Below are 21,102 nucleotides of genomic sequence, written 5' to 3' on the forward strand. Positions count from 1 at the left end.
ACAACTGGGGCTGGTGTCTTTGGTAGTAACCTACCAAAATCTTCAGCGTGCTATTTGAACCGCCGTATGCGGAACCGCACGTACGGTGGTGTGAGAGGGCTGAGGGAGTAATCCCTCACCCTACTCGATCATAAAGTTTGATTGACTCAGATTCGAGTCGAGGCGCACATGAAGCGCTTAGAATCTAAAGCCAAACGCCGCTTTAAATTGTTCTGAGATCTGATCTTTGCCAAGTTGGTGATTTTGTGGTCCTTGGTGGGTAATTTTGATTGAACCCATGAGGCTAGCAAGGCGACCAGTGGTTTCCCAGTCCATACCGTTTTCTAGACCAAACAGTAATCCGCCGCGGAACGCATCCCCGCAACCAGTTGGGTCGACTACTTTTGCTGCTGGTACTGGTGGAATAGCAATACATTTTCCTTCGTAGTAGATGTCAGCACCTTCAGCGCCTTTGGTAACAATGAGTGCCTTAACGCGCTCGGCTACTTTTGCCAAACTTAATCCTGTTCTTTGAGAAAGCATCTCCCCCTCATAATCGTTTACTGCCAGGAAGCTGGCGATATCCACTAATTCGAGAAGCTCTGGACCGTTAAACATTGGTAATCCTTGGCCTGGATCAAAGATAAAAGGAATATTGGCATCAGCCAATTGATGGCAGTGCTCCCACATACCTTGGCGTCCATCGGGCGCAACGATTCCTAATTTAGCTGGGCCCTTTGCATTCTTGCTACGTTCTGCCACAACTGTGGAGACTTGGTTGAGGTGAGACTCGCCCATGGCGCCAGGATGAAATGCGGTGATCTGATTATTGGCTTGATCTGTTGTGATCATGGCTTGTGCCGTAAAGGCATGTTCGATCTGGCGAATATGGCTCGCATCAATCTTGAGCTGCTCCAGGCGACTCATGTACGGAGCAGCATCACCACCAACCGTAGCCATGATGATCGGGTCGCCACCCAAGAGACTAAGGTTATAGGCAATATTGCCAGCGCAACCGCCAAATTCTCGGCGCATAGTTGGGACTAGGAAGGCTACGTTCAGGATATGAATCTGCTCAGGCAGGATTTGATCGGCAAATTTGCCTTCAAAGTTCATGATGGTGTCGTAGGCAATAGAGCCACAGATCAAACTAGACATAAATTACTTTCTGTAGGGGGTAAATGTGGTGTTGGTGAACGGAATTAAGGGTAGAGCACTCGAACGCGATAGCCAGCAGCATTTTGCGGCAATACAATTGGCAATTGCACCTGCAGAATTTCACCCGATGGAATACCTTTTCTTAAAAAATCAGGATGTGCATCTTGCCAGGCTTTGGGAAGCCACTCTTGCGGAGTAAATTGCAGTGATTTGATTTCAGATTCTTCTGCATCAGTCAGAGTAATTTCTAAATTTGGTGGCAAAACGGTGATCGCTAGACGATTTTGTATCTCAACTTGCAACACAGATTGATTTGCAGGGCTTTTAAGACCATCTCGCGCGTTTTCTGGTGCAAGCGTAGCCAAAGTTATTTTCCAAGCGGCAAAATCGCTTACAGCGCGATCTAAACATCCTAGTGCACTACAAAGTTTTGCATCAATGCGTTGTAAAAGTTGAAACGCACGAACAGAAATTGAGTTCGATGTTCCATCTACTTGTGGTGCTACTGCTGGAAGCAATGAATTGCGAGAGAGATGCTCTCCAAAAACAAGCAACAACAGCAATAAAGCAGCATAGAGGACTAACTTAAGACTTTTTTTTTGAGCAGGTGCAGCAAAAACGGCTTCTTTTTGACTTTGCTTGTCCTGACTCAAGGTTCCATGCAAACAAACCCAGCCTTCACTTTCTTTCCAGACCGAAAGTGTGAGCCATTGGCTATAAGTTGCAATTACCTCTTCTGCTTGGCGGGCAAGCACGCCTGATAAAACAATTCTTCCACCCAATTTCATCTTGTTAACCAATGCAGGAGCAAGAACTTGGAGTGGATTAGCCAAGATGTTGGCCATCACGATGTCATATTTAGTTTCTGCAGCAAGCTCTATGGCGCCTTCGTTAGGAAGAACAAAGCGAATGGTCGTATTGTTGATTTCTGCATTGCTGCGCGCTGCAACCATGGCTTGAGGATCAATATCGGTGCCGATAACTGGATTGCAACCGAGTTTTGCAGCAGCGATTGCCAATATTCCTGAGCCGCAACCGTAATCCAACAAGCTTTGATTCTGTAAATCGATTTGTTGCTCAAGCCAAAGTAAGCACAAATGGGTAGTAGGGTGACTGCCCGTACCAAATGCAAGGCCTGGATCAACAGCAAGACAAATCGCATTTGGATCGCTGGGTGCATCGTGCCATGAAGGCACTACCCAGATGCGTTCACCAATTTGAATGGGTGCAAATTGACTTTGCGTTAAGCGAACCCAATCTTGCTCTTCAACAGTTTTTTCTTGAGGGGGGCTTAGATGAAAGCCCGCCTCTTTGAGAGCAGAAAGGAGTTCTGGAATAAATTCTGCGCTACCAGATGCATCAATTTCAGGATTAAAGAGGGCGGTTACTGACGACCTGTCCCATGCTTGTACTTCTGGATGAAGTCCAGGCTCTCCGTAGAGTGGGTTTTCATCGTAGCCACCGGCAGCGTCATCTTCAACGGTGACGGATAGGGCACCCAAGTCTAAAAGCGCATCGCCCAAAGGCTCAGCAGTTTCAGCAGCTACCGTGAATACCAGTTCACGATAGGACATGAGATGCTCGCATTAACTGTATCAATTGCATGAATTAGGATTTACCGCGACTGGCGGCTTGCTCTTCTAGGCGATGCTCCAAGTAGTGAATGCTAGTGCCACCTTCAATGAAGTTCGGATCCAGCATTAACTCACGGTGGAGTGGGACGTTGGTTGTAATACCGTCAATCACCATCTCAGAGAGTGCAATTTGCATGCGGCGAATCGCTTGCTCACGGGTGTTGCCGTAAGAAATCAACTTGCCAATCATGGAATCGTAGTTTGATGGAACCACATAACCACTGTAGGCATGAGAGTCGACGCGAATACCAGGACCACCTGGCATGTGGAATGAGCCAATTTTTCCTGGACTCGGGGTGAACTTGAATGGATCTTCGGCATTTAAGCGGCACTCAATCGCATGACCACGGAAAACAATGTCTTTTTGGCGATAACTGAGTTTTAGGCCGGCGGCAATACGAATTTGTTCTTGAACAATATCCACACCGGTAATCATTTCGGTAACTGGGTGCTCTACTTGAACGCGGGTATTCATCTCGATGAAGAAGAATTCGCCATCTTCATAGAGAAATTCAAAGGTGCCCGCACCGCGATAACCAATTTTGCGACAGGCTTCTGCGCAGCGCTCACCAATTTTGGCGATGAGGCGACGGTCAATGCCGGGCGCCGGAGCTTCTTCAATCACTTTTTGGTGACGACGCTGCATAGAGCAATCACGCTCACCCAACCAAATAGCATTGCCATGGGTGTCTGCCAAAATCTGTATCTCTACATGGCGAGGTTTTTCTAAAAACTTCTCCATATAGACTTCTGGGTTGCCAAAGGCTCTGCCAGCTTCTTCGCGTGTCATATTGACTGCATTGATGAGCGCAGCTTCAGTATGTACAACACGCATACCGCGGCCACCACCACCACCGGCGGCTTTAATAATGACCGGATACCCCACTTTTTTCGCGGTAGTAATAATTTCTTTTGGATTATCAGGAAGCGCGCCTTCTGATCCAGGAACGCAAGGTACACCCGCCTTAATCATGGCGCGTTTTGCAGAAACCTTGTCGCCCATTAAGCGAATCGATGCTGCTGTGGGTCCAATAAAGGCAAAACCAGATTTTTCTACGCGCTCAGCAAAGTCCGCGTTTTCAGATAGGAAGCCATAACCAGGGTGAATGGCTTCTGCATCGGTAACCTCAGCTGCAGAAATAATGGCTGGCATGTTGAGGTAGCTCAGCGGAGATGGCGCTGGTCCAATGCAAACCGCTTCATCGGCAAGCTTTACATATTTTGCTTCTTTATCTGCAGTGGAATAAACCACAACAGTCTTAATTCCCAACTCGCGGCACGCGCGTTGGATGCGGAGAGCAATTTCTCCCCGATTGGCAATCAGAATCTTATCGAACATGTCGGCTCTGAGTTAAGTAACGGTGAATTAGAGTGAATCTAGGCATCATCAAGGGCGATGATTGACTAAGCGATGATGAAAAGAGGCTGGTCAAATTCAACACCTTGACCGTTTTCACAGAGAATTTCTTTGATCACACCAGCTTGCTCGGATTCGATTTCATTAAGCAGCTTCATGGCTTCGATAATGCAAAGAGTTTGACCTACTTTTACTGTATCGCCAATATTGACGAAGTTCGGAGATTCTGGATTTGGCGCGCGATAGAAAGTACCCACCATTGGCGAGCGAGCAACAAAACCCGTTTCAACCGCTGGTGTCTCAACAGCAATTTCAGCTGGAGTGCTAGCTAACGGTGCAGTTTGCATAACTTGCGTAGGGGCTGGGTTGGCGTAAACCACCTGACCAGCAGGAGCAGCAGATCCTGCATTGACAATGCGAACGCGATCTTCGCCTTCATTTACTTCGAGTTCTGAAATACCTGATTCAGATACCAAATCGATCAAGGTTTTTAGTTTTCTCAGATCCATACGAGTGCTTCCTCTCTTGTCATTCTTTAAATAGTTTTACTTCTGTAAGCGAGCGATGGCTGCTTGTAGGGCTAGTTCATAGCCAATTGCGCCAAGTCCACAAATAACTCCTGCCGCAATATCCGACAAATAGGAATGTTTGCGGAATTCTTCACGCTGATGAATATTGGACAGATGGACTTCAGTAAATGGAATGGCTACCCCGGCCAAGACATCTCGTAAGGCAACGCTGGTATGGGTAAAGGCACCTGGGTTAATGATGATGAAATCAACCCCATCTTGTTTGGCTTTTTGAATGCGGTCAATTAACTCGCCTTCATGATTGCTTTGAAAGGTGCCAAGGTCGACAGACTGGGCTTTGGCTAGTTCCCCGAGCTTTTGATGAATGTCTTCGAGGGTGGTTTTGCCGTAAACATCAGGTTCACGGGTACCTAATAGATTTAGGTTTGGGCCCTGAATTACGAGAATTGAAGCTTTTTTCGACATAGATCCCTGTTTTTAGAGGCAGTTAAGCTTAAATTGCTAAATAACTTCATGCTCGAATGCTGCTAATGAGAAGTATACCTTTTTAAGGGTTGATCAAGGCCCAAAAATTGCTTTTAAAGGAGGATTATTCCAAGCCTTTAAAAGCAAGTATTCAAAAATACTGAATTTATTGCTTATTAATTAGGCAGATTATAAAGACAGTTCAGAAGTAAACATTCATTAAAAATGGCTATAAAGCAGATTTAATCGCACTTCTGATGTCATCTTCGCTTATCTTTCCTAATTTGCTATATGTTGCTTTGCCCTTAGCATTAATGATGATGGTGTAAGGAAGGGCGCCTTGAGAATTTCCTAACTGCTTGGATAAGTTACTTCCTTCAAGACCACCAATCACAATTGGATAGCTAACTGGTGTTTTTGAAAGAAATTCACGAATATTAGAGGGTGAATCGATGCCGATGCCAACAAATAAGACATTTTGCTGCGAGAACTCTTGTTGAAGCTTGTCTAAAGTGGGCATTTCTTCAACGCAAGGGGGGCACCAGGAGGCCCAAAAGTTCACCACGAGGACTTTTCCTTCCCATTTTTGGGTATCAACATTCTTGCCATCCGGAGTTTGCCAAGAGTTTGCGAAAAATGCTTTTACGGCTGGGTCGCTTGCTAAGCCAGTCTTATAAATCCATTGCGAAGTCAGAACGCCTCCAAGGAGGGCTAAAAGACTTATTAAGACGATGATGATCCATTGTCTGCGGTTCATTGCAACTCCTTCGCTAAAATTCGCTAATGCATATACATATCTTGGGCATTTGCGGTACTTTCATGGGCGGCATTGCCGCAATCGCGAGGCAAGCTGGACATCGCGTTACTGGTTGCGATGCCAACGTGTATCCACCAATGAGTACGCAGCTTGAAGCTCAAGGCATCGAACTGATTGAGGGATTCTCACTAGATCAATTATCTCAGTTTGAGACCATGCCTGATTTATTTGTCATTGGCAACGTGGTTTCTCGAGGCAATCCTTTGATGGAAGCAATCCTCAATCAAGGACTACCTTATATTTCTGGGCCACAGTGGTTGGGCGAACAAGTTTTATATGGAAGACATGTTCTCGCTGTTGCCGGTACTCACGGTAAGACAACTACCTCAGCAATGTTGGCTTGGATTTTGGAATTCAATGGTTACAAACCGGGCTATCTCATCGGAGGTGTGCCCCTCAATTTCACAGTCTCTGCACGCTTGGGAGAGGGTCAATATTTTGTTATCGAGGCTGATGAATACGATACCGCGTTCTTTGATAAGCGTAGTAAGTTTGTGCACTATCGTCCACGTACTGCCTTACTAAATAATTTAGAGTTTGATCACGCTGATATTTTTTCTGACCTTGCAGCAATAGAAACCCAATTTCATCATTTAGTACGCACCGTTCCTAGTGATGGCTTATTGGTAGTGAATGGCGAAGAGCCATCGCTAGCAAGTGTGATGACGCGTGGTGCTTGGGCCCCCGTTGAGCGCTTTGGCCAAGAGTTAAGCAATGAATGGTCATTGATTTCTCAAGAGGCTGATGGCTTCATTGTGCGCAAGGCTGGTAAAGAGGTAGCAAATGTGAAGTGGGCGCCCGATTCTGGAGTGATGGGCAGACATAATCAACTTAATGCGCTTGCAGCCATTGCTTGTGCCAATCACATTGGTATTTCTCCAGCAGATTCTGCGCGTGCTTTGGCTGAGTTCAAGAATGTAAAACGTCGCTTAGAAACAATTGGCGTTGCAAATGACATCACTGTCTATGACGATTTCGCGCATCATCCAACAGCAATCACAACGACTGTTGATGGTCTGCGTCGTCGTGTTGGTAAAGCGCGAATCTTGGCGGTTTTAGAGCCACGCTCGAATACGATGAAGCTTGGCGTAATGAAGGCTCAGCTACCTGGAAGTCTTTTGGCTGCTGATAAAGTTTTTGCTTATGGCGCTAATGCCGGCAAAGAATCTTTAGGTTGGGATTTGGCGGAGGTTTTATCTCCACTCAATACAAAAGAGCAGGGTAAAGCGCATGCTTTCGATGATCTGGAGGCCCTAGTGAATGCGGTTGCACAAGAGGCGAAGCCAGGCGATCATATTTTGGTAATGAGTAACGGTGGTTTTGGTGGGGTGCATCAAAAAATATTAAAAGCCATTTCGGCGAAGTAAAAAATACAGAAAGCAAATCATGGGCGATAGATTAAAAGATAAAGTAGCCATCATTACCGGCGCCGCTAAGGGTATTGGGTTCGCTACAGCCCAGCGCTTTGCACAAGAGGGTGCAAAAGTCATCATTGCTGATATCAATCTTGAGGCAGTAAATGGTGCGGTTGCGCTAATAGCCAATGCAGAAGGCTATGTTATGAATGTTACTGATCGCGCCAGTATTCAGTCGACGGTGGATCAGGTAATGCAAAAACATGGACGTATTGATATCTTGATTAATAATGCCGGGATTACTCAAGATGCGCGCTTGGTTAAGATGACTGAAGCGCAGTTCGACACTGTGATCGATGTTAATTTAAAAGGTGTATTTAATTGCACCCAATTGATCGTGCCTCACATGCTTGAAGCCGGCTCTGGCGCAGTGGTGAATGCCTCTAGCGTAGTGGGTCTTTACGGTAATTTTGGGCAAACTAATTATTCGGCTACAAAATTTGGCGTGATTGGTTTTACAAAAACATGGGCGCGTGAATTAGGCCCTAAAGGCATTCGCGTAAATGCAGTTTGCCCTGGCTTTATTGCTACCGAAATGATCAAAGCGATGCCAGAAAATATTTTGAAGGATATTGAAAAGCGTAGTTGGCTTGGACGCCTGGGTACTCCAACGGAAATGGCTAATGTGTATTTATTCTTAGCTAGCGATGAGGCAAGCTATGTCAATGGAGTGGCATTAGAGGCCAGCGGCGGGATTTCGCTCTAAGCATGAATCTCTTATACGAAGAAGGTGGCGACATTAAGATCGCCACAGTACAGTCTGCTTCAGGCTCTGGCGACTCCGAGTCTTGGCAGGCAACCAGCCTTTCTGGAAAAAAGATCAAACTCAAGGCAAAAGAAGTATGGCTGCGCTTTGAAAAGCCAGATGCTCAAGCTGCAATGGATGAGGCCAATATCCTGACTGCCGATATTGATTTGCAATTTCTTTGGGATTGCGCACCTGATGAAGAGTTTGGTTTAGTTGATGTGGCACATGAGTACTTTGGCTCACAAGCTAGTATTGCTCAACAAGTTGGACTTGCGATCGCCTTGCAAGGTGCGCCAGTATATTTTCGTCGCAAAGGTCGTGGTCGCTTTCAGAGGGCTCCACTAGAACAGCTGCAGGCAGGTCTAGCTGCTTTAGAGCGCAAGCAAAAAGAGCTTGAACAACAATCCGCTTGGCAGCAAGAGTTAGTTTCTGGCACCTTCCCTGAGTCCCTAAAGTCTTCAGCCAAGCAATTACTTTTTTCACCCGATAAAAATACTTCAGCTTATAAGGCTTTAGTTGCAGCCTGTACCGAGACCGGGGAGTCGCCTGCTCAACTCATGATTCGTTGTGGTGCAATTGATTCACCGTTGGCTTATCACCAAGGTATGTTTCTGAAAAGCCATTTTCCGAATGGTGCGGATCACAACCCAGCCATTAGCATTGATCAATTGGCATATGCATCAGCGGTTGCTGAGCTACCTCTTGCTCAGGTCCAGGCATTTTCCATTGATGATTCCGGTACTACCGAGATTGACGATGCCCTATCAGTTACACCAATTGAGGGTGGTCATCGGGTGGGTATTCACATCGCTGCGCCTGGCTTGGCCATCACTAAAGATGATCCATTGGATCAAGTGGCGCGTAATCGAATGTCTACGGTGTATTTTCCAGGTGACAAGATTACGATGTTGCCTGATTCAGTCATTGAGCAATTCTCATTAGATGAGGGTATGCCAAGACCGGCTCTGTCGATCTATGTGGATATTGATACGCAAGGCATTGCCAATCGAGACAGCCTGCAAATGCGCACTGAGATGGTTCCAATGGCAGCTAACTTACGCCTAGAGGATATTGAACATCTTGTGAGCGAAGAGAGTCTGCTTGATGAGGGTGCAAGCTATCCCTATCGCAAAGAATTAGCGATTTTGTGGCAGGCTGCCAAACACTTGCATGCAGGACGTCAAGAAAAGCGGGTAGCAAATGGTTTGCGCGCAGAACAGTTAGGTCTTATCGATCCAAATGCGCTAGCGAGAGACTTTCATTTTCAAATTCAGGATGTTGATGGCGTAAAGCGTGTTGAAATCGCGCCACGCCAACGCGGATCTATTTTGGATACCATCGTTGCTGAATGGATGATTTTCTGTAATAGCGCATCGGGGCAATTGCTTGCAGACCATGGTCTTCCAGGTTTATTCAGAACTCAGAAGGGTTGGGGCCCATTACGCACCCGTATGCAAACTACCCCTGGGCCACATGAAGGTTTAGGTTTGGACTATTACGCCTGGTGTACCTCTCCCTTGCGTCGATATTCTGATCTGGTAAATCAATGGCAATTGATTGCGCTTGCAAAGCATGGTGTCACTGCCAAAATGGTTGCCCCTTTCCCGCCGCGTGATGCAGCCTTAATGGGCATCGCTGCTGATTTTGAATCTTGCTATCAAGCATATGGTGAGTTTCAGGATCGATTGGAGAAGTATTGGTGTTTGCGTTGGATCACTCAAGACGGTGAATCGAAGACGGTGTATGTTCGTCATCTGAAGGAGGGTATGTCTAGAGTGGAATTGGTTCCTTTACATTTACCTATTCCCGAGTTGGCTACCCATCCACGCATGACTCGTGCTGAGGTAGTGATTGCAGATGTCGATTTGCTGCAACTGAGTGCCGGTGTTCGTGTGCTCGAGATTGAAGCAAAGGCTGACGCTCCTGAAAAGGCTGTAGAGCCGGAGCCCTCAGATGCTCCCAAAGAAGATGCTAGCTCAGATTAAATCGCTAGAATTTCCATTGCCCGAGAGTCTGAGTGGGGCCTTGCGTTATTTGCATAGCGCTTGGAGTCGCTATCCTTTTCGATTTGCCTTGTGTGTTTCGATACTGATTCACATTCTTTTCCTTTCGTTTCGTTGGGGCGTTGGGGAAATCCAGAATCGCAGGCTCAATACCCCCTTGAGTGTTGTATTGGTAAATGCCAGTAATAAAACTCCCCCTCTCAGGGCAAACAAGTTGGCGCAGGCTGATTTGCAGGGTGGTGGTAAAACAGAAAATCAAGAAGCCACTGCAATTCATCGGGCCAGACTTGGGGCTGAGGCTAAGCTTGAGATTTTAGAAAAACAGCAAAAGCAAATGCTCGCAAAGTTAGATGAGCAGCGCATGCGTTCAGGTGGTCGAAAGAGTGGGGACGAACAAAAAATTACCCCCCAGTTAAATTCTTTAGAGGCTGAGCTGGCTAAACGGTTGCAAGCTGATGGCAAGGAACCGAAGCGTAAGGTATTAACTGGCGCCAATACGAAGGCGGTTACCTTTGCACATTACTACGATGCGATGCGCCAAAAAATTGAGGCTTATGGAGGTACTTTTTTCCCAAGGGCAAATGGACGCCCCTTATATGGAAGTTTGGTGATCGTGGTTAGCGTTGACAACCAAGGCAGAATCACGACTAACGCCCAAGGCAAGGATGGGTTATCCATTGGGCGCAGTTCTGGTAACCCTGAGCTAGACCGTCAGGCAATAGCTATTGTGAGAGCCTCGGCGCCATTTGGTCCTTTTCCATCAGAAATGCGTAATCAAATTGATGTTTTGGATTGGATCTCTACTTTTGAGTTCACGCGCGATGGTGTGGATCGTCTAGAGCTACGGCATTAAAGCAATTTAACTAACTTTATAAATTCGCTTATTCTGTAGTCAATATGAGTTCAACAGATACCGCCTCCTTACATACGGACCCAAGCCTTTTTGCTGGCGTGGACGTTTATGCCGTTGCAGGCCATCCTATTACCCACAGTAAATCTCCAGCAATACATCAACGGTTTGCAGAGCAAGCTAAGCAGCGTATGCACTATGGCCGTCTTCAGCCCGAGATAGATTCATTTGCTCAGGCAACCAAATCTTTTTTTGCTGCGGGTGGCAAGGGCATGAACGTCACCGTGCCATTCAAACTGGATGCTCAAAATCTAGCTGATGTATTAACCCCGCGCGCGCAATTAGCGGGCGCTGTGAATACTTTATGGAAAACAGAGGGTAAGATTTTTGGTGACAATACGGATGGCGCTGGTTTAGTCCGTGATTTGCTTGCGCAAGGTATTGCGCTCCATAGCGCCCGTATTTTATTGATTGGTGCTGGCGGGGCTGCCCGTGGCGTGATTGGCCCATTGCTTGAACAGTCACCTAAATCCCTCATCATTGCCAATCGATCAAGCGCAAAAGCCGATGAGTTGGTAAAGCTCTTTGCAGATTTGGCTGGGTCACGCGAAGTAGCTCTGGAATCTCGCACATTGGCAGAACTAGAAGATGCTGCAAAAACCCAATATCCATTTGATTTGGTGATTAATGCCACTGCTGCAGGCTTGACTGATGAATCTCCCTTGACGCTTAAGGCGGTGGCTAATATTTTTGCGCCCAGCTCATTTGCGTATGACATGGTTTACGGTAAAACCACTGCCTTTATGCAGCAGGCCTTGCAGCGAGGTGCACGCGTCAGTGACGGTCTTGGGATGTTGGTTGAACAAGCGGCTGATGCATTTTTACTTTGGCGAGGCGCGCAACTAGCGACCGCTATAGATCCTCGCGCAGTCTTGGCGGAGTTACGTAGTTAATTTGCTCTAATGCGCTGGCTTCTTTATCCAGTGAAATGTTTGCTAGCAGGCTTTGTGGCTATGCAAATCTTTTTCGCATTACAAATTGCATTGTGGATTGGCTTAGATCCCAGTAGCACTGCGTTTCAGAGAGCCGAGCACTGGCGTTTATGTACCTGGCATTGGAATTGTTCTATGCAGTCCAAATGGACGCCTTATGAAAAGATATCCAATAATCTCAAGCGCGCTGTTTTGGTTAGCGAAGACGACATTTTCTTTCAGCATAAAGGTGTGCGGGTTGAGGATATGCAAAAAGCTTGGCAGAAAAATCAACAGCAGAATCAACAAAAAGCCCAAGCAGGCAATAAATCTAAGACGGTTTTACGGGGTGGGTCCACCATTACGCAACAATTAGCCAAAAATTTATTTTTATCGTCAGAGCAAAACTATTTACGCAAGGGTCAAGAGCTCATCATTACAGGGCTCTTAGAGCTAACACTCTCAAAGCAGAGATTATTTGAGATTTATCTTAATTCGGTAGAGTGGGGTGAAGGTATTTTTGGGGTTGGTGCTGCCTCTCAACACTATTACGCTTCCACTCCAGCGGGACTAAATCGGGAGCAAGCTGCTGCTCTTGCTTCAGCCCTGCCGGCACCCAAGTGTTTTGATAAGCAGCAGTATTGCCGTCGAGGAAGTATTAACTATTCTGCTCGACAAGAATTTATCTTAGAAAATATGGACCGAGTGGCTTTAGCGCCTTACCCCAAAAGCGGTACAAGCAAATAAAGAAAATAAAGTAAATAAATTACTTGCTTGCAGCTGCCCTGAGTGCATCACGAGTGCTCATGGCAACCGCTCTAGCAGCCTGGGCAAAATCAGCCCCTGAGCTGGCATACAGAATAGCTCTTGAGGAATTAATGATCATTCCAGTTCCTGGCTTGCCTGCTATTTTTCCAGCGCTGACTGTGGCATCAATATCGCCTCCTTGCGCGCCAATCCCTGGAATCAACAAAGGCATTTCACCAACAATGGCGCGTACTTTAGCGATTTCTTCTGGGAAGGTTGCACCGACCACCAAGCTGATTTGATCAGAACTATTCCACTGTTGTGCAGCCAACTTGGCTACATGAAGATAAAGAGGTTCTCCGTTGGGAGCCACATTCAGAAACTGCAAATCAGATCCACCGGGATTGGAGGTGCGGCACAGCACAATAACTCCTTTACCTGAATGTTTTAGGTAAGGCTCAATCGTGTCAAACCCCATATACGGATTCACGGTCACTGCATCAGCGCCGTAGCGATCAAAGGCCTCGAGAGCGTAATGGTCAGCGGTACTGCCGATATCTCCCCGTTTGGAATCGAGGATTACGGGGATATGAGGGTATTTATCTTTGAGATGCTTGATGAGTTTTTCTAACTGAGCCTCTGCTCTTTGGGAGGCAAAGTAGGCAAATTGGGGTTTGAATGCGCAGACCAAATCTGCAGTCGCATCGGCGATTTCTCGACAGAACTCATAGATGCCCTCGGGGCTCCCTTGCAGGGCTTGAGGTAAGCGCTTTGGGTCTGGGTCAAAACCAACGCACAGCATGCTGCCTTGGGAAGCCCATGCGGACTGGAGTTGCTGGTTAAAGGTATTTAAGTGAGAGTTCATTGAGATCAAGGTTTTTAGTGAAACTGTCATGCTCTATAGGTTGACATCTTCCCCTCCTTAATTGGTAGGGATTCCTCCTGCGAGACGCTCATGTCCGAGCGCAAGAATATTCTTGGCTGCATTGAGGTCGCGGTCATTCACCGAACCACAATCTGAACAAGTCCATTCTATTATTCGCAAACCTATTCTACCTTTCGGACTGCTGGTGGCTATAGAGCCGCAGCACGAACAAGTCTGGGTTGTGTAAAACTCATTAATTACCTCAAATACCCCGCCAGCGTAAGCGCTTTTATATTCCAACATGGTTTTGAGTGACGACCATCCAGCATCTAGCGTAGATTTGGCCATTCTTGTCTTAATGAGTTTGTTACTGGATACGTTTCCTACAAATATTGCCCCATACTCTTGAGCGAGCTTAGTGGAGAACTTATGGAGCTCGTCTTTACGACGATTCTTGATCTTGGCATGAAGTGCTTTGACTAAAGATTTCTTATGGGCTCTTTGTGCTATGCGCAGTGATGGCTCTAGCTGGCGGTAATTTCTGCCAATAAGGCGATGCCCATCGCTAGTGACAGCGCATTCTTTTAGTCCAAGATCAATACCTATGGACTGAGTAGCTGTATTGTGTTTCTTCTCTACTTTGACTGTGGTGTTGAAATACCAACGACCACGGGAGTCTTCGGAGAACGAACCGGAACCTAGTTCGTAGTCTACTAAGCCGTATGACTCCCATAGACTAATTGCCTGGCCTTGGTAGTGAAGCTGGCCATTGCGGTAGCGAATTGCCGATTTTTTAATCGGAATCCAGCCCAGAGAGCGCCTTGCGCCACCACTTTTGCGCCAGGAGAGGCGGATTTTGCGAAACTGCATTCGGCGAGCAACAAACTCCTCATTGATTGCTTGTACTGTTTGGCTGTGTAGGCTCAAACCTTCTTTACTCGCGCCAGTGGTGTATTGATTTAGGTCGTATGCTGAGAGAAATTTACCAGTACGGCGCGTATGTTTCTCAGAGAGCTCGTTTACAAAATTCCAAACGAAATTGACTTCACGAGCCTGGGTACAAAGGCATTTTGCGTGTCTATCTTTGACACGCAATCGCAGGGTTCGAATTGCTTTATTAGACTCCGACATGCTGTAATTATATACAGTACTTTTAAAAATAAAGCTATTAATCATTTATTCTTATTTGTTATAGCTTCCTCTCTCATGGGGCAGTGACTTTTGCGTTGGCTGATAAACTAGCGCACATTCCTTAGGAGTTCACCATGATCAACTTGTTCGTCCTGCAAAATGGCCGCCTCTCTCAAGAGCAAGTCGAAGATCGCAATGAATTGTTGCAATATGCCAATCCTATCTGGATTGATGTGGTTGATCCAGAAGAAGAGGAATTAATCTGGATTAAAGAGGCATTTGGCGTACTTTTGCCTGAGTTAGATGACTTGGGTGACTTAGAAGCTTCTGCTCGTTATTTTGAGGCAGATGATGGTCACCTCCATATCCGTACCGATTTCTTATTGGATGAAGAAGAAACCTCTCGTAACGTTCGAGTAGCGTTTGTTCTTACTAAGCAAGTGTTGTTTTCAATTCATGATGAAGATTTGCCAGTGTTCCGTTTGGTTCGCTTGCGTGCTCGTTTGCGTCCTGGTTCTGTGAGCAATGCAAAAGATGTGTTGCTTGATTTGTATTCAACGGATGCTGAGTATTCTGCCGATGCTTTGGAAGAGGTTTATGAAAACCTTGAGCAAGCTGGAAAACGTGTTTTGCAAGATGACATCAATGATGCTGATGCTGAGCAAGTTTTGGAGACAATTGCCAAAGAGGAAGATACCAACGGACGCATTCGTCGTAACGTGATGGATACCCGCAGAGCCTTGTCTTTCTTAATGCGCAGCAAACTACTATCGGATGAGCAGCAAGAAGAAGCGCGTCAAATTTTGCGCGACATTGATTCTTTGGAAAACCATACTGCTTTCTTATTCGACAAGATTAACTTCTTGATGGATGCAACCGTCGGCTTCATTAACTTGAACCAGTCCAAGATTATTAAGATCTTCTCGGTGGTATCCGTAGCTTTAATGCCACCAACACTACTTGCAAGTATTTGGGGTATGAACTACAAACATATGCCCGAGTTAGATGCTACTTGGGGTTATCCAATGGCGATTGTTGCAATGGTTATTTCAGCAATCATCCCACTTTGGTACTTCCACAGCAAAGGCTGGATGAAGTAATTAGTGTATTAGTGCTTTAGCAATTGGCAGTATGAATATGCGCTTAACTTCTGAGTAGGGCAATTAACTCAGTCAGTGCAAATTCCACTGCCTGTTGCCTGATCGCGTGACGATCACCGTCAAAGTGCATGGTTTTCGCTAAGACTTGATTCTCGGTAGCCCAGCCAAAACAGACAGTTCCCACTGGTTTTTCGATTGAGCCCCCTGATGGCCCCGCTACGCCGGTAATGGAAATGGCCACATTACTTCCTGAATTCATGCGGGCGCCCTCTGCCATGGCCTTGGCTACTTGCTCACTTACCGCTCCATAGGACTCAATTAGCTGGGCAGAAACATCAAGGCACTCGGTTTTGGCTTCATTGCTATAAGTGATGTAGCCCCGCTCAAACCACTCACTGGAGCCCGCTAACTCGGTCAGGATGGCGCAGACAAGTCCACCAGTACAAGATTCCGCTAACGATACCGTCCAATTTCTAGAAAGCAAAATCTGGGCAAGAGTTTTAGTAAGGTCGCTTGCGTTCATTAGACTCATGATTTAATCAAGAATTGTATTAAAGCCATTACGAGCAGCGTGCAGAACGCAGCCGCGAGATCGTCAATCACAATCCCAAACCCACGCCACAGTATTTGAAGGTAACTTGAGTGTTGAGTGGTATCACTCGCAGTATTTTTAAAGTGACGATCAATGATTCCAATAGGACCAGGTTTCATTGCATCAAAATATCGGAACAGTGCGAAAGCAATGATCTGCATCCAAATAGTGGTTGGCATGATGAAAATCAGCACCAACCAAAAGGCAACAATTTCATCCCAAACTATTCCACCAAAATCTTTTTTCCCTAACTCTTCGCTGACATAGCCACAGATCCAGCAGCCAAGCAAAATACCGCCACCAATAATCCATAGGAAATCTTCTGTGCTGAGGAAGTATTCGCCTATTAGAAAAGCTGCCCAAGCCCAGAGGGTACCTGCAGTGCCCGGCGCTACAGGGCTTAAGCCGCTGCCAAAACCAAAGGCAAGCGTGCGACTGGCAGTTTGAAAAACCCATTTAATGTTTGGTTGCACTTGTGCAGAATGCTCAATATTAGTCATGATGCAAAGTGATCAAATGAGTTGAGAAAAGGGGCTGCTTGTAAATTGCTCAGAAGAGTGCCCGTGGTATCTAGCAAATATACCTTTGCTTCACTATCTCTCATTGGAAGTATTTTTCCAATGAGGGTTAATGGTAAGTTAAGTGACTTACTGATCGCTTGAATTTTGTCGCGCTGACTTGAGGGTGCTGTAAAGCAAAGTTCATAATCATCGCCGCCGCACGCAGCAAATTGATTTTGAATAGCTAAGTTTTGTTTTTGAAGTGTGATGGATTTTGGTAATTTATCCAAAGTAATTTCTGCATTGACTTGTGACTGCTTCAATATATGACCTAAGTCACCTAGCAATCCATCAGAGATATCTAGCGCTGCAGTGGCAACATTTCTTAGCTGCATACCCAATTCAATTCGTGGCGTTGGTTGATGCATGCGGTGTTCGACTTGCCGCAAATCTTCGCTAGACAGATTAATTTCATGACGCAGTGCAGCAAGAGATAGCCTTGCATCTCCAACCGTGCCTGAAACCCAAACATCATTACCTGCCTTTGCGCCGGATCGACGAATGGCTTTTCCGGTGGGGATGCCACCAAAAGCGGTGATTGAGATAGTGAGGGGCCCAGCAGTGGTGTCGCCACCAATCAGGGGGCAGGAATACTCTTTGGCAATATCAAAAAGCCCCTTAGAAAAAGCTGCTAGCCAGGACTCGTCAACTGCTGGTAGCGCAATGGCTAAGGTAAATCCTAGGGGTCTTGCACCCATGGCAGCCAGGTCTGAAAGGTTGACAGCTAGGGCTTTGCGCGCCAATAGGGCGGGGTCAGCACCTACAAAAAAGTGCCTGCCCTCAACCAACATATCGCTGGTAATGGCAATTTCTTCATTTGCTGGCGGTTTAATTAGGGCGCAGTCATCGCCAATGCCCAAGGCAATTGCTTCATCTGCACTGGTGCGCAAGGAATCGGCACCGGTTTTAAAGAAACGATCGATTAGGTCAAATTCACCGAGGGGGGTGGAGCTAGAAGACATGCCCTATTTTATGGTGGTTATGAGGTCAATGCCCGAGAGGAATAGAATTGAAGTCTTATAAGTCTTAGATAAATGAAGATAAGACAAAACTTAGCGAGTTAGTGAATGAGCAAAGAAAACAGTAAAGAACAACAAATTGCAGCCTTAAGAGAGGCAGCCCTTCAGTATCACGAGTTTCCGACTCCGGGCAAAATTGAAATTGCTCCTACAAAACAATTAACCAATCAACGAGACTTAGCACTGGCATACACGCCTGGTGTTGCGGCTCCTTGCGAAGAGATTGTTAAAGATCCAGCGAATGCTTTCAAGTACACAGCGCGCGGAAATTTAGTTGGCGTCATTACGAACGGTACAGCTGTTTTAGGTTTAGGAAATATCGGACCACTAGCAAGTAAGCCAGTGATGGAAGGTAAAGCAGTTCTTTTTAAGAAGTTTGCTGGTATTGATGTTTTCGATATCGAAGTGAATGAAAACGATCCTGATAAGTTGGTAGAAATCATTGCAGCACTAGAGCCAACGTTTGGCGGCATTAATTTAGAAGATATTAAAGCGCCTGACTGTTTTGTAGTCGAGCGTAAGTTGCAAGCACGTATGAAGATTCCGGTCTTCCACGATGATCAGCACGGTACAGCGATTGTGGTTGCAGCCGCTATCCTCAATGGTTTGAAGGTAGTTGGTAAAAAAGTAGAAGAAGTAAAACTCGTTACTTCTGGAGCGGGTGCTGCTGCCTTAGCCTGTTTAGATCTATTGGTTGATTTAGGTATTCAGCGTAAAAATATTTGGGTTACTGACCTAGCCGGCGTTGCCTACAAAGGCCGTAAAGAATTGATGGATCCTGAGAAGGAACCATTCTGCCAAGACACCGATTTACGCACACTAGATCAAGCGATTGAAGGTGCGGATATTTTCCTAGGTCTTTCTGCTGGTGGCGTGCTCAAGCAAGATATGGTCAAGAAGATGGCGCCAAATCCATTGGTATATGCCTTAGCAAATCCAACCCCAGAAATCTTGCCTGAAGAAGTAAAAGCTGTTCGTCCAGATGCAGTGATGGCAACGGGCCGAACTGACTATCCGAACCAAGTGAACAACGTCTTGTGTTTCCCATTTATCTTCCGCGGTGCTTTGGATGTGGGTGCAACAACGATTACTCGTGGCATGGAAGTTGCAGCTGTAAAGGCTGTAGCGGAGCTGGCCCAAGCAGAGCAGAGTGAAGTAGTTGCCTCTGTTTACGGTCTTGATAACTTATCTTTTGGCCCTGAGTACCTCATTCCAAAACCATTTGATCCGCGCCTTATTACAGTCATTGCTCCTGCGGTTGCTAAGGCAGCAATGGATGATGGTGTTGCTTCACGACCGATTAAAGATTTCGATGCGTATCGTAATCAGTTGCAGCAATTCGTGTACCACTCAGGTACGTTGATGAAGCCGCTCTTTAGTATTGCGAAGCGCGTACCAGCAAATCAAAAACGCATTGTGTTTGCCGAGGGTGAAGACGAGCGCGTATTGCGTGCAGTTCAGATCATTATTGATGAGCATCTTGCTACACCGATTCTGATTGGCCGCCCAGCCGTTATTGAGCATCGTATTGAGAAGTTTGGTCTGCGTATGAAAGCAGGCGATGACTTTGAAATTGTTAATCCAGAGAATGATTCGCGCTTCCGTGATTTCTGGCAAACCTACCTGGCTCTTACTGAGCGCAAGGGCGTTACACAGTCTTTTGCTAAGTTGGAAGTACGCCGCCGCAATAGTTTGATTGGTAGTCTATTAATTCAAAAAGGCATGGCAGACGGCATGATCTCGGGCACAGTGGGCAACATAGCCACTCACTTAAAGTATATCGATGAAGTGATTGGGCATGAGCCTGGTGCAAATGTTTATGGCGCAATGTCTGGTTTGATTTTGCCGGGTCGACAAGTGTTCTTGGTGGATACACATATCAATCTTGACCCCACTGCCGAACAGCTAGCGGATCTCACTCTCATGGCCGCAAGTGAAATGCGTAAGCTAGGGCTAGCTCCTAAAGTGGCATTACTTTCCCATTCCAATTTTGGTTCAAGCAATGCGCCATCTGCAGTCAAAATGCGCGAAGTGTTGGCATTGCTTCAGAAAGCGGATCCAACCTTAGAGGTTGATGGAGAAATGCATGGCGATAGCGCTTTGGATGCAAGCATTCGTGAAGGCGCGGTATCTTCGTCTTCGCTGAAAGGCGATGCTAATTTGCTGGTATTGCCAAATATCGATGCCGCAAACATTTCCTACAACTTGTTAAAAACAGCTGCCGGTAATGGCATTGCAATTGGCCCATTGTTATTGGGTGTTGCTAAGCCAATTCATATTCTCACTCCAGCCGCAACTGTGCGCCGTATTGTTAATGTGACGACTTTGGCGGTTGTAGAGGCTGCAAGCAATGCAAGAGGCATTACCTAAGTACTTATAATCTATGTAAGTTAGCAATAACTCACATAAATTATTTCTATATAAATCAGTGCTTTACATAAAAAGCACTGTATTTGGGCTTGATTTGATGGCGTGTTACGGGTAACCTAGCACCCATCATGAATAATCGCTCTGAAAACAGCAATACAGCCAGCTTCGATGAACATAGCCGCGCTGAAAGTTGGGACAGCAATGATCGACTTGAAACCGAGTCATCCGCTGCCAACATTTACGCTGAGGGCGGTTTATCTCGTTTACAAACCTATGCAGCAAATCAAGTTTCGGGGAAAAAAGTGACAGCTTCTTGGCGTGCCGCTTTGGCCGTTCGCGATGCCGGACCGCCGGCAATGTTGCGCAGTGTGCGCCCTAATATTGTTCAATCCATTCGTGCTTTCCGCACTCCTGACTTACAGGAAGCAGCTACCGAATTGGGTCAACACTTTATTTATGCCAATTGCGCAAATGCTATGACTAAAGGTGAAGTATTGGAGTCAATTGCGATTGCCTACAAATTTACTAAGCAGCAGGCAAAAAACTACGATCCTTTGTTAGATGCTTTGACTACTACAGTGGACAAATCTGGCCCACAGCCTGGATTCGTGGTGGTGCTTGAAGGTTTGCCATGCACTCAGAAGTTTGACAAAGAAGCTCGTGAAACGCTTTTAGATGTTTTCCGTGATGCTGTTGATTTCTGGGCTGAGCGCCGTACACCATATCGCGTCTTCTACTCTTTTGCTTAATCGCTAAAGTCTTAGAAGTTCATTTGAAGCACTACAAATCGC

At 46.2% G+C, this 21,102-nt stretch carries 20 protein-coding genes and 1 pseudogene; 9 read left to right on the forward strand and 12 right to left on the reverse strand.

Annotated elements, in window-relative coordinates:
• Positions 1-177: 177 nt before the first annotated feature.
• From ICN36_RS04215 to ICN36_RS04240, 7 genes and pseudogenes are all read right to left on the reverse strand, one after another.
• On the reverse strand, positions 178-1,137 hold the full coding sequence (locus ICN36_RS04215) for a carbohydrate kinase family protein (protein WP_216227157.1): 960 nt from the start codon (positions 1,135-1,137) through the stop codon (positions 178-180).
• Between the two features lie 44 nt (positions 1,138-1,181).
• Positions 1,182-1,802 carry a DUF3426 domain-containing protein gene (locus ICN36_RS12000; protein ID WP_255531236.1) on the reverse strand — a complete coding sequence of 207 codons (621 nt, stop codon included), beginning with the start codon at positions 1,800-1,802 and terminating at the stop codon, positions 1,182-1,184.
• A pseudogene (gene prmA, locus ICN36_RS12005) lies at positions 1,791-2,711 on the reverse strand (50S ribosomal protein L11 methyltransferase); the annotation flags it as partial. The gene ICN36_RS12000 and the pseudogene prmA, both read right to left, overlap by 12 nt.
• A gap of 34 nt (positions 2,712-2,745) precedes the next feature.
• On the reverse strand, positions 2,746-4,110 hold the full coding sequence (accC, locus tag ICN36_RS04225; RefSeq protein ID WP_216227159.1) for an acetyl-CoA carboxylase biotin carboxylase subunit: 1,365 nt from the start codon (positions 4,108-4,110) through the stop codon (positions 2,746-2,748).
• A 65-nt stretch (positions 4,111-4,175) separates the two neighbouring features.
• Positions 4,176-4,637, reverse strand: a complete 462-nt coding sequence (gene accB / locus ICN36_RS04230) for an acetyl-CoA carboxylase biotin carboxyl carrier protein (protein WP_216227160.1) — start codon at positions 4,635-4,637, stop codon at positions 4,176-4,178.
• Positions 4,638-4,673: 36 nt separating this feature from the next.
• A complete protein-coding gene (gene aroQ, locus ICN36_RS04235; RefSeq protein ID WP_216227161.1) occupies positions 4,674-5,123 on the reverse strand; it encodes a type II 3-dehydroquinate dehydratase in 450 nt (149 codons plus the stop codon).
• A 229-nt stretch (positions 5,124-5,352) separates the two neighbouring features.
• Positions 5,353-5,880: a TlpA disulfide reductase family protein gene (locus ICN36_RS04240; protein WP_216227162.1), complete on the reverse strand. Its 528-nt coding sequence runs from the start codon at positions 5,878-5,880 to the stop codon at positions 5,353-5,355.
• 26 nt (positions 5,881-5,906) lie between these two features.
• On the opposite strand from ICN36_RS04240, the gene mpl reads away from it, so the two are divergent.
• From mpl to mtgA, 6 genes are read left to right on the forward strand one after another with little or no spacing between them, the layout of a single operon-like run.
• A complete protein-coding gene (gene mpl, locus ICN36_RS04245; RefSeq protein WP_216227163.1) occupies positions 5,907-7,307 on the forward strand; it encodes a UDP-N-acetylmuramate:L-alanyl-gamma-D-glutamyl-meso-diaminopimelate ligase in 1,401 nt (466 codons plus the stop codon).
• A gap of 19 nt (positions 7,308-7,326) precedes the next feature.
• Complete coding sequence (fabG, locus tag ICN36_RS04250) at positions 7,327-8,061, forward strand: 3-oxoacyl-ACP reductase FabG (protein WP_216227164.1); 735 nt, start codon at positions 7,327-7,329, stop codon at positions 8,059-8,061.
• 2 nt (positions 8,062-8,063) lie between these two features.
• A complete protein-coding gene (locus ICN36_RS04255; protein WP_216227165.1) occupies positions 8,064-10,088 on the forward strand; it encodes a ribonuclease catalytic domain-containing protein in 2,025 nt (674 codons plus the stop codon).
• The gene (locus ICN36_RS04260; protein WP_255531231.1) at positions 10,057-10,959 is read left to right on the forward strand and encodes an energy transducer TonB; all 903 of its coding nucleotides are present in this window, start codon (positions 10,057-10,059) and stop codon (positions 10,957-10,959) included. Before ICN36_RS04255 ends, ICN36_RS04260 begins: the two co-directional genes overlap by 32 nt.
• 44 nt (positions 10,960-11,003) lie before the next feature.
• Complete coding sequence (aroE, locus tag ICN36_RS04265) at positions 11,004-11,909, forward strand: shikimate dehydrogenase (protein WP_216227166.1); 906 nt, start codon at positions 11,004-11,006, stop codon at positions 11,907-11,909.
• Between the two features lie 9 nt (positions 11,910-11,918).
• The gene (gene mtgA, locus ICN36_RS04270; RefSeq protein ID WP_216227167.1) at positions 11,919-12,674 is read left to right on the forward strand and encodes a monofunctional biosynthetic peptidoglycan transglycosylase; all 756 of its coding nucleotides are present in this window, start codon (positions 11,919-11,921) and stop codon (positions 12,672-12,674) included.
• Between the two features lie 19 nt (positions 12,675-12,693).
• Here the strand turns inward: mtgA and pyrF are convergent, their stop codons facing one another.
• Both pyrF and ICN36_RS04280 read right to left on the reverse strand, forming a co-directional pair.
• Positions 12,694-13,539, reverse strand: coding sequence for an orotidine-5'-phosphate decarboxylase (pyrF, locus tag ICN36_RS04275; protein ID WP_216154392.1), 846 nt, complete (start codon positions 13,537-13,539; stop codon positions 12,694-12,696).
• Positions 13,540-13,596: 57 nt separating this feature from the next.
• Positions 13,597-14,670 carry an RNA-guided endonuclease TnpB family protein gene (locus ICN36_RS04280; protein ID WP_216227168.1) on the reverse strand — a complete coding sequence of 358 codons (1,074 nt, stop codon included), beginning with the start codon at positions 14,668-14,670 and terminating at the stop codon, positions 13,597-13,599.
• Positions 14,671-14,804: 134 nt separating this feature from the next.
• Between ICN36_RS04280 and corA the strand changes: the two genes are divergently transcribed.
• Complete coding sequence (corA, locus tag ICN36_RS04285) at positions 14,805-15,770, forward strand: magnesium/cobalt transporter CorA (RefSeq protein WP_072583348.1); 966 nt, start codon at positions 14,805-14,807, stop codon at positions 15,768-15,770.
• A 43-nt stretch (positions 15,771-15,813) separates the two neighbouring features.
• Here the strand turns inward: corA and ICN36_RS04290 are convergent, their stop codons facing one another.
• Genes ICN36_RS04290 through thiL form a run of 3 tightly spaced genes read right to left on the reverse strand, consistent with a single transcriptional unit; the run spans position 15,814 to position 17,884 of the window.
• On the reverse strand, positions 15,814-16,293 hold the full coding sequence (locus ICN36_RS04290) for a CinA family protein (RefSeq protein ID WP_216227169.1): 480 nt from the start codon (positions 16,291-16,293) through the stop codon (positions 15,814-15,816).
• A 5-nt stretch (positions 16,294-16,298) separates the two neighbouring features.
• Positions 16,299-16,862 (reverse strand): phosphatidylglycerophosphatase A, encoded by a 564-nt coding sequence (locus ICN36_RS04295; RefSeq protein WP_216227170.1) that lies wholly within the window; start codon positions 16,860-16,862, stop codon positions 16,299-16,301.
• Positions 16,859-17,884: a thiamine-phosphate kinase gene (gene thiL / locus ICN36_RS04300; protein ID WP_216227171.1), complete on the reverse strand. Its 1,026-nt coding sequence runs from the start codon at positions 17,882-17,884 to the stop codon at positions 16,859-16,861. Before thiL ends, ICN36_RS04295 begins: the two co-directional genes overlap by 4 nt.
• A 105-nt stretch (positions 17,885-17,989) precedes the next feature.
• On the opposite strand from thiL, the gene ICN36_RS04305 reads away from it, so the two are divergent.
• Entirely contained in the window at positions 17,990-20,311 is a 2,322-nt protein-coding gene (locus ICN36_RS04305) for an NADP-dependent malic enzyme (RefSeq protein WP_216227172.1), read from the forward strand.
• 128 nt (positions 20,312-20,439) lie between these two features.
• Positions 20,440-21,060, forward strand: coding sequence for a barstar family protein (locus ICN36_RS04310; RefSeq protein ID WP_072583343.1), 621 nt, complete (start codon positions 20,440-20,442; stop codon positions 21,058-21,060).
• The last annotated feature ends 42 nt before the right edge of the window (positions 21,061-21,102 follow it).

It is taken from the genome of Polynucleobacter sp. UK-Gri1-W3, from assembly GCF_018881595.1.
GTDB lineage: Bacteria > Pseudomonadota > Gammaproteobacteria > Burkholderiales > Burkholderiaceae > Polynucleobacter.

Coding starts and splice junctions, on each gene's coding strand:
- ICN36_RS04240 (WP_216227162.1), bottom strand. CDS start 5,880: ATGAACCGCAGACAATGGATCATCATCGTCTTAATAAGTCTTTTAGCC.
- aroQ (WP_216227161.1), bottom strand. CDS start 5,123: ATGTCGAAAAAAGCTTCAATTCTCGTAATTCAGGGCCCAAACCTAAAT.
- ICN36_RS04295 (WP_216227170.1), bottom strand. CDS start 16,862: ATGACTAATATTGAGCATTCTGCACAAGTGCAACCAAACATTAAATGG.
- aroE (WP_216227166.1), top strand. CDS start 11,004: ATGAGTTCAACAGATACCGCCTCCTTACATACGGACCCAAGCCTTTTT.
- pyrF (WP_216154392.1), bottom strand. CDS start 13,539: ATGAACTCTCACTTAAATACCTTTAACCAGCAACTCCAGTCCGCATGG.
- thiL (WP_216227171.1), bottom strand. CDS start 17,884: ATGTCTTCTAGCTCCACCCCCCTCGGTGAATTTGACCTAATCGATCGT.
- accC (WP_216227159.1), bottom strand. CDS start 4,110: ATGTTCGATAAGATTCTGATTGCCAATCGGGGAGAAATTGCTCTCCGC.
- ICN36_RS04260 (WP_255531231.1), top strand. CDS start 10,057: ATGCTCCCAAAGAAGATGCTAGCTCAGATTAAATCGCTAGAATTTCCA.
- mpl (WP_216227163.1), top strand. CDS start 5,907: ATGCATATACATATCTTGGGCATTTGCGGTACTTTCATGGGCGGCATT.
- ICN36_RS04215 (WP_216227157.1), bottom strand. CDS start 1,137: ATGTCTAGTTTGATCTGTGGCTCTATTGCCTACGACACCATCATGAAC.
- ICN36_RS04310 (WP_072583343.1), top strand. CDS start 20,440: ATGAATAATCGCTCTGAAAACAGCAATACAGCCAGCTTCGATGAACAT.
- fabG (WP_216227164.1), top strand. CDS start 7,327: ATGGGCGATAGATTAAAAGATAAAGTAGCCATCATTACCGGCGCCGCT.
- accB (WP_216227160.1), bottom strand. CDS start 4,637: ATGGATCTGAGAAAACTAAAAACCTTGATCGATTTGGTATCTGAATCA.
- ICN36_RS04290 (WP_216227169.1), bottom strand. CDS start 16,293: ATGAACGCAAGCGACCTTACTAAAACTCTTGCCCAGATTTTGCTTTCT.
- ICN36_RS04305 (WP_216227172.1), top strand. CDS start 17,990: ATGAGCAAAGAAAACAGTAAAGAACAACAAATTGCAGCCTTAAGAGAG.
- ICN36_RS04255 (WP_216227165.1), top strand. CDS start 8,064: ATGAATCTCTTATACGAAGAAGGTGGCGACATTAAGATCGCCACAGTA.
- corA (WP_072583348.1), top strand. CDS start 14,805: ATGATCAACTTGTTCGTCCTGCAAAATGGCCGCCTCTCTCAAGAGCAA.
- ICN36_RS04280 (WP_216227168.1), bottom strand. CDS start 14,670: ATGTCGGAGTCTAATAAAGCAATTCGAACCCTGCGATTGCGTGTCAAA.
- mtgA (WP_216227167.1), top strand. CDS start 11,919: ATGCGCTGGCTTCTTTATCCAGTGAAATGTTTGCTAGCAGGCTTTGTG.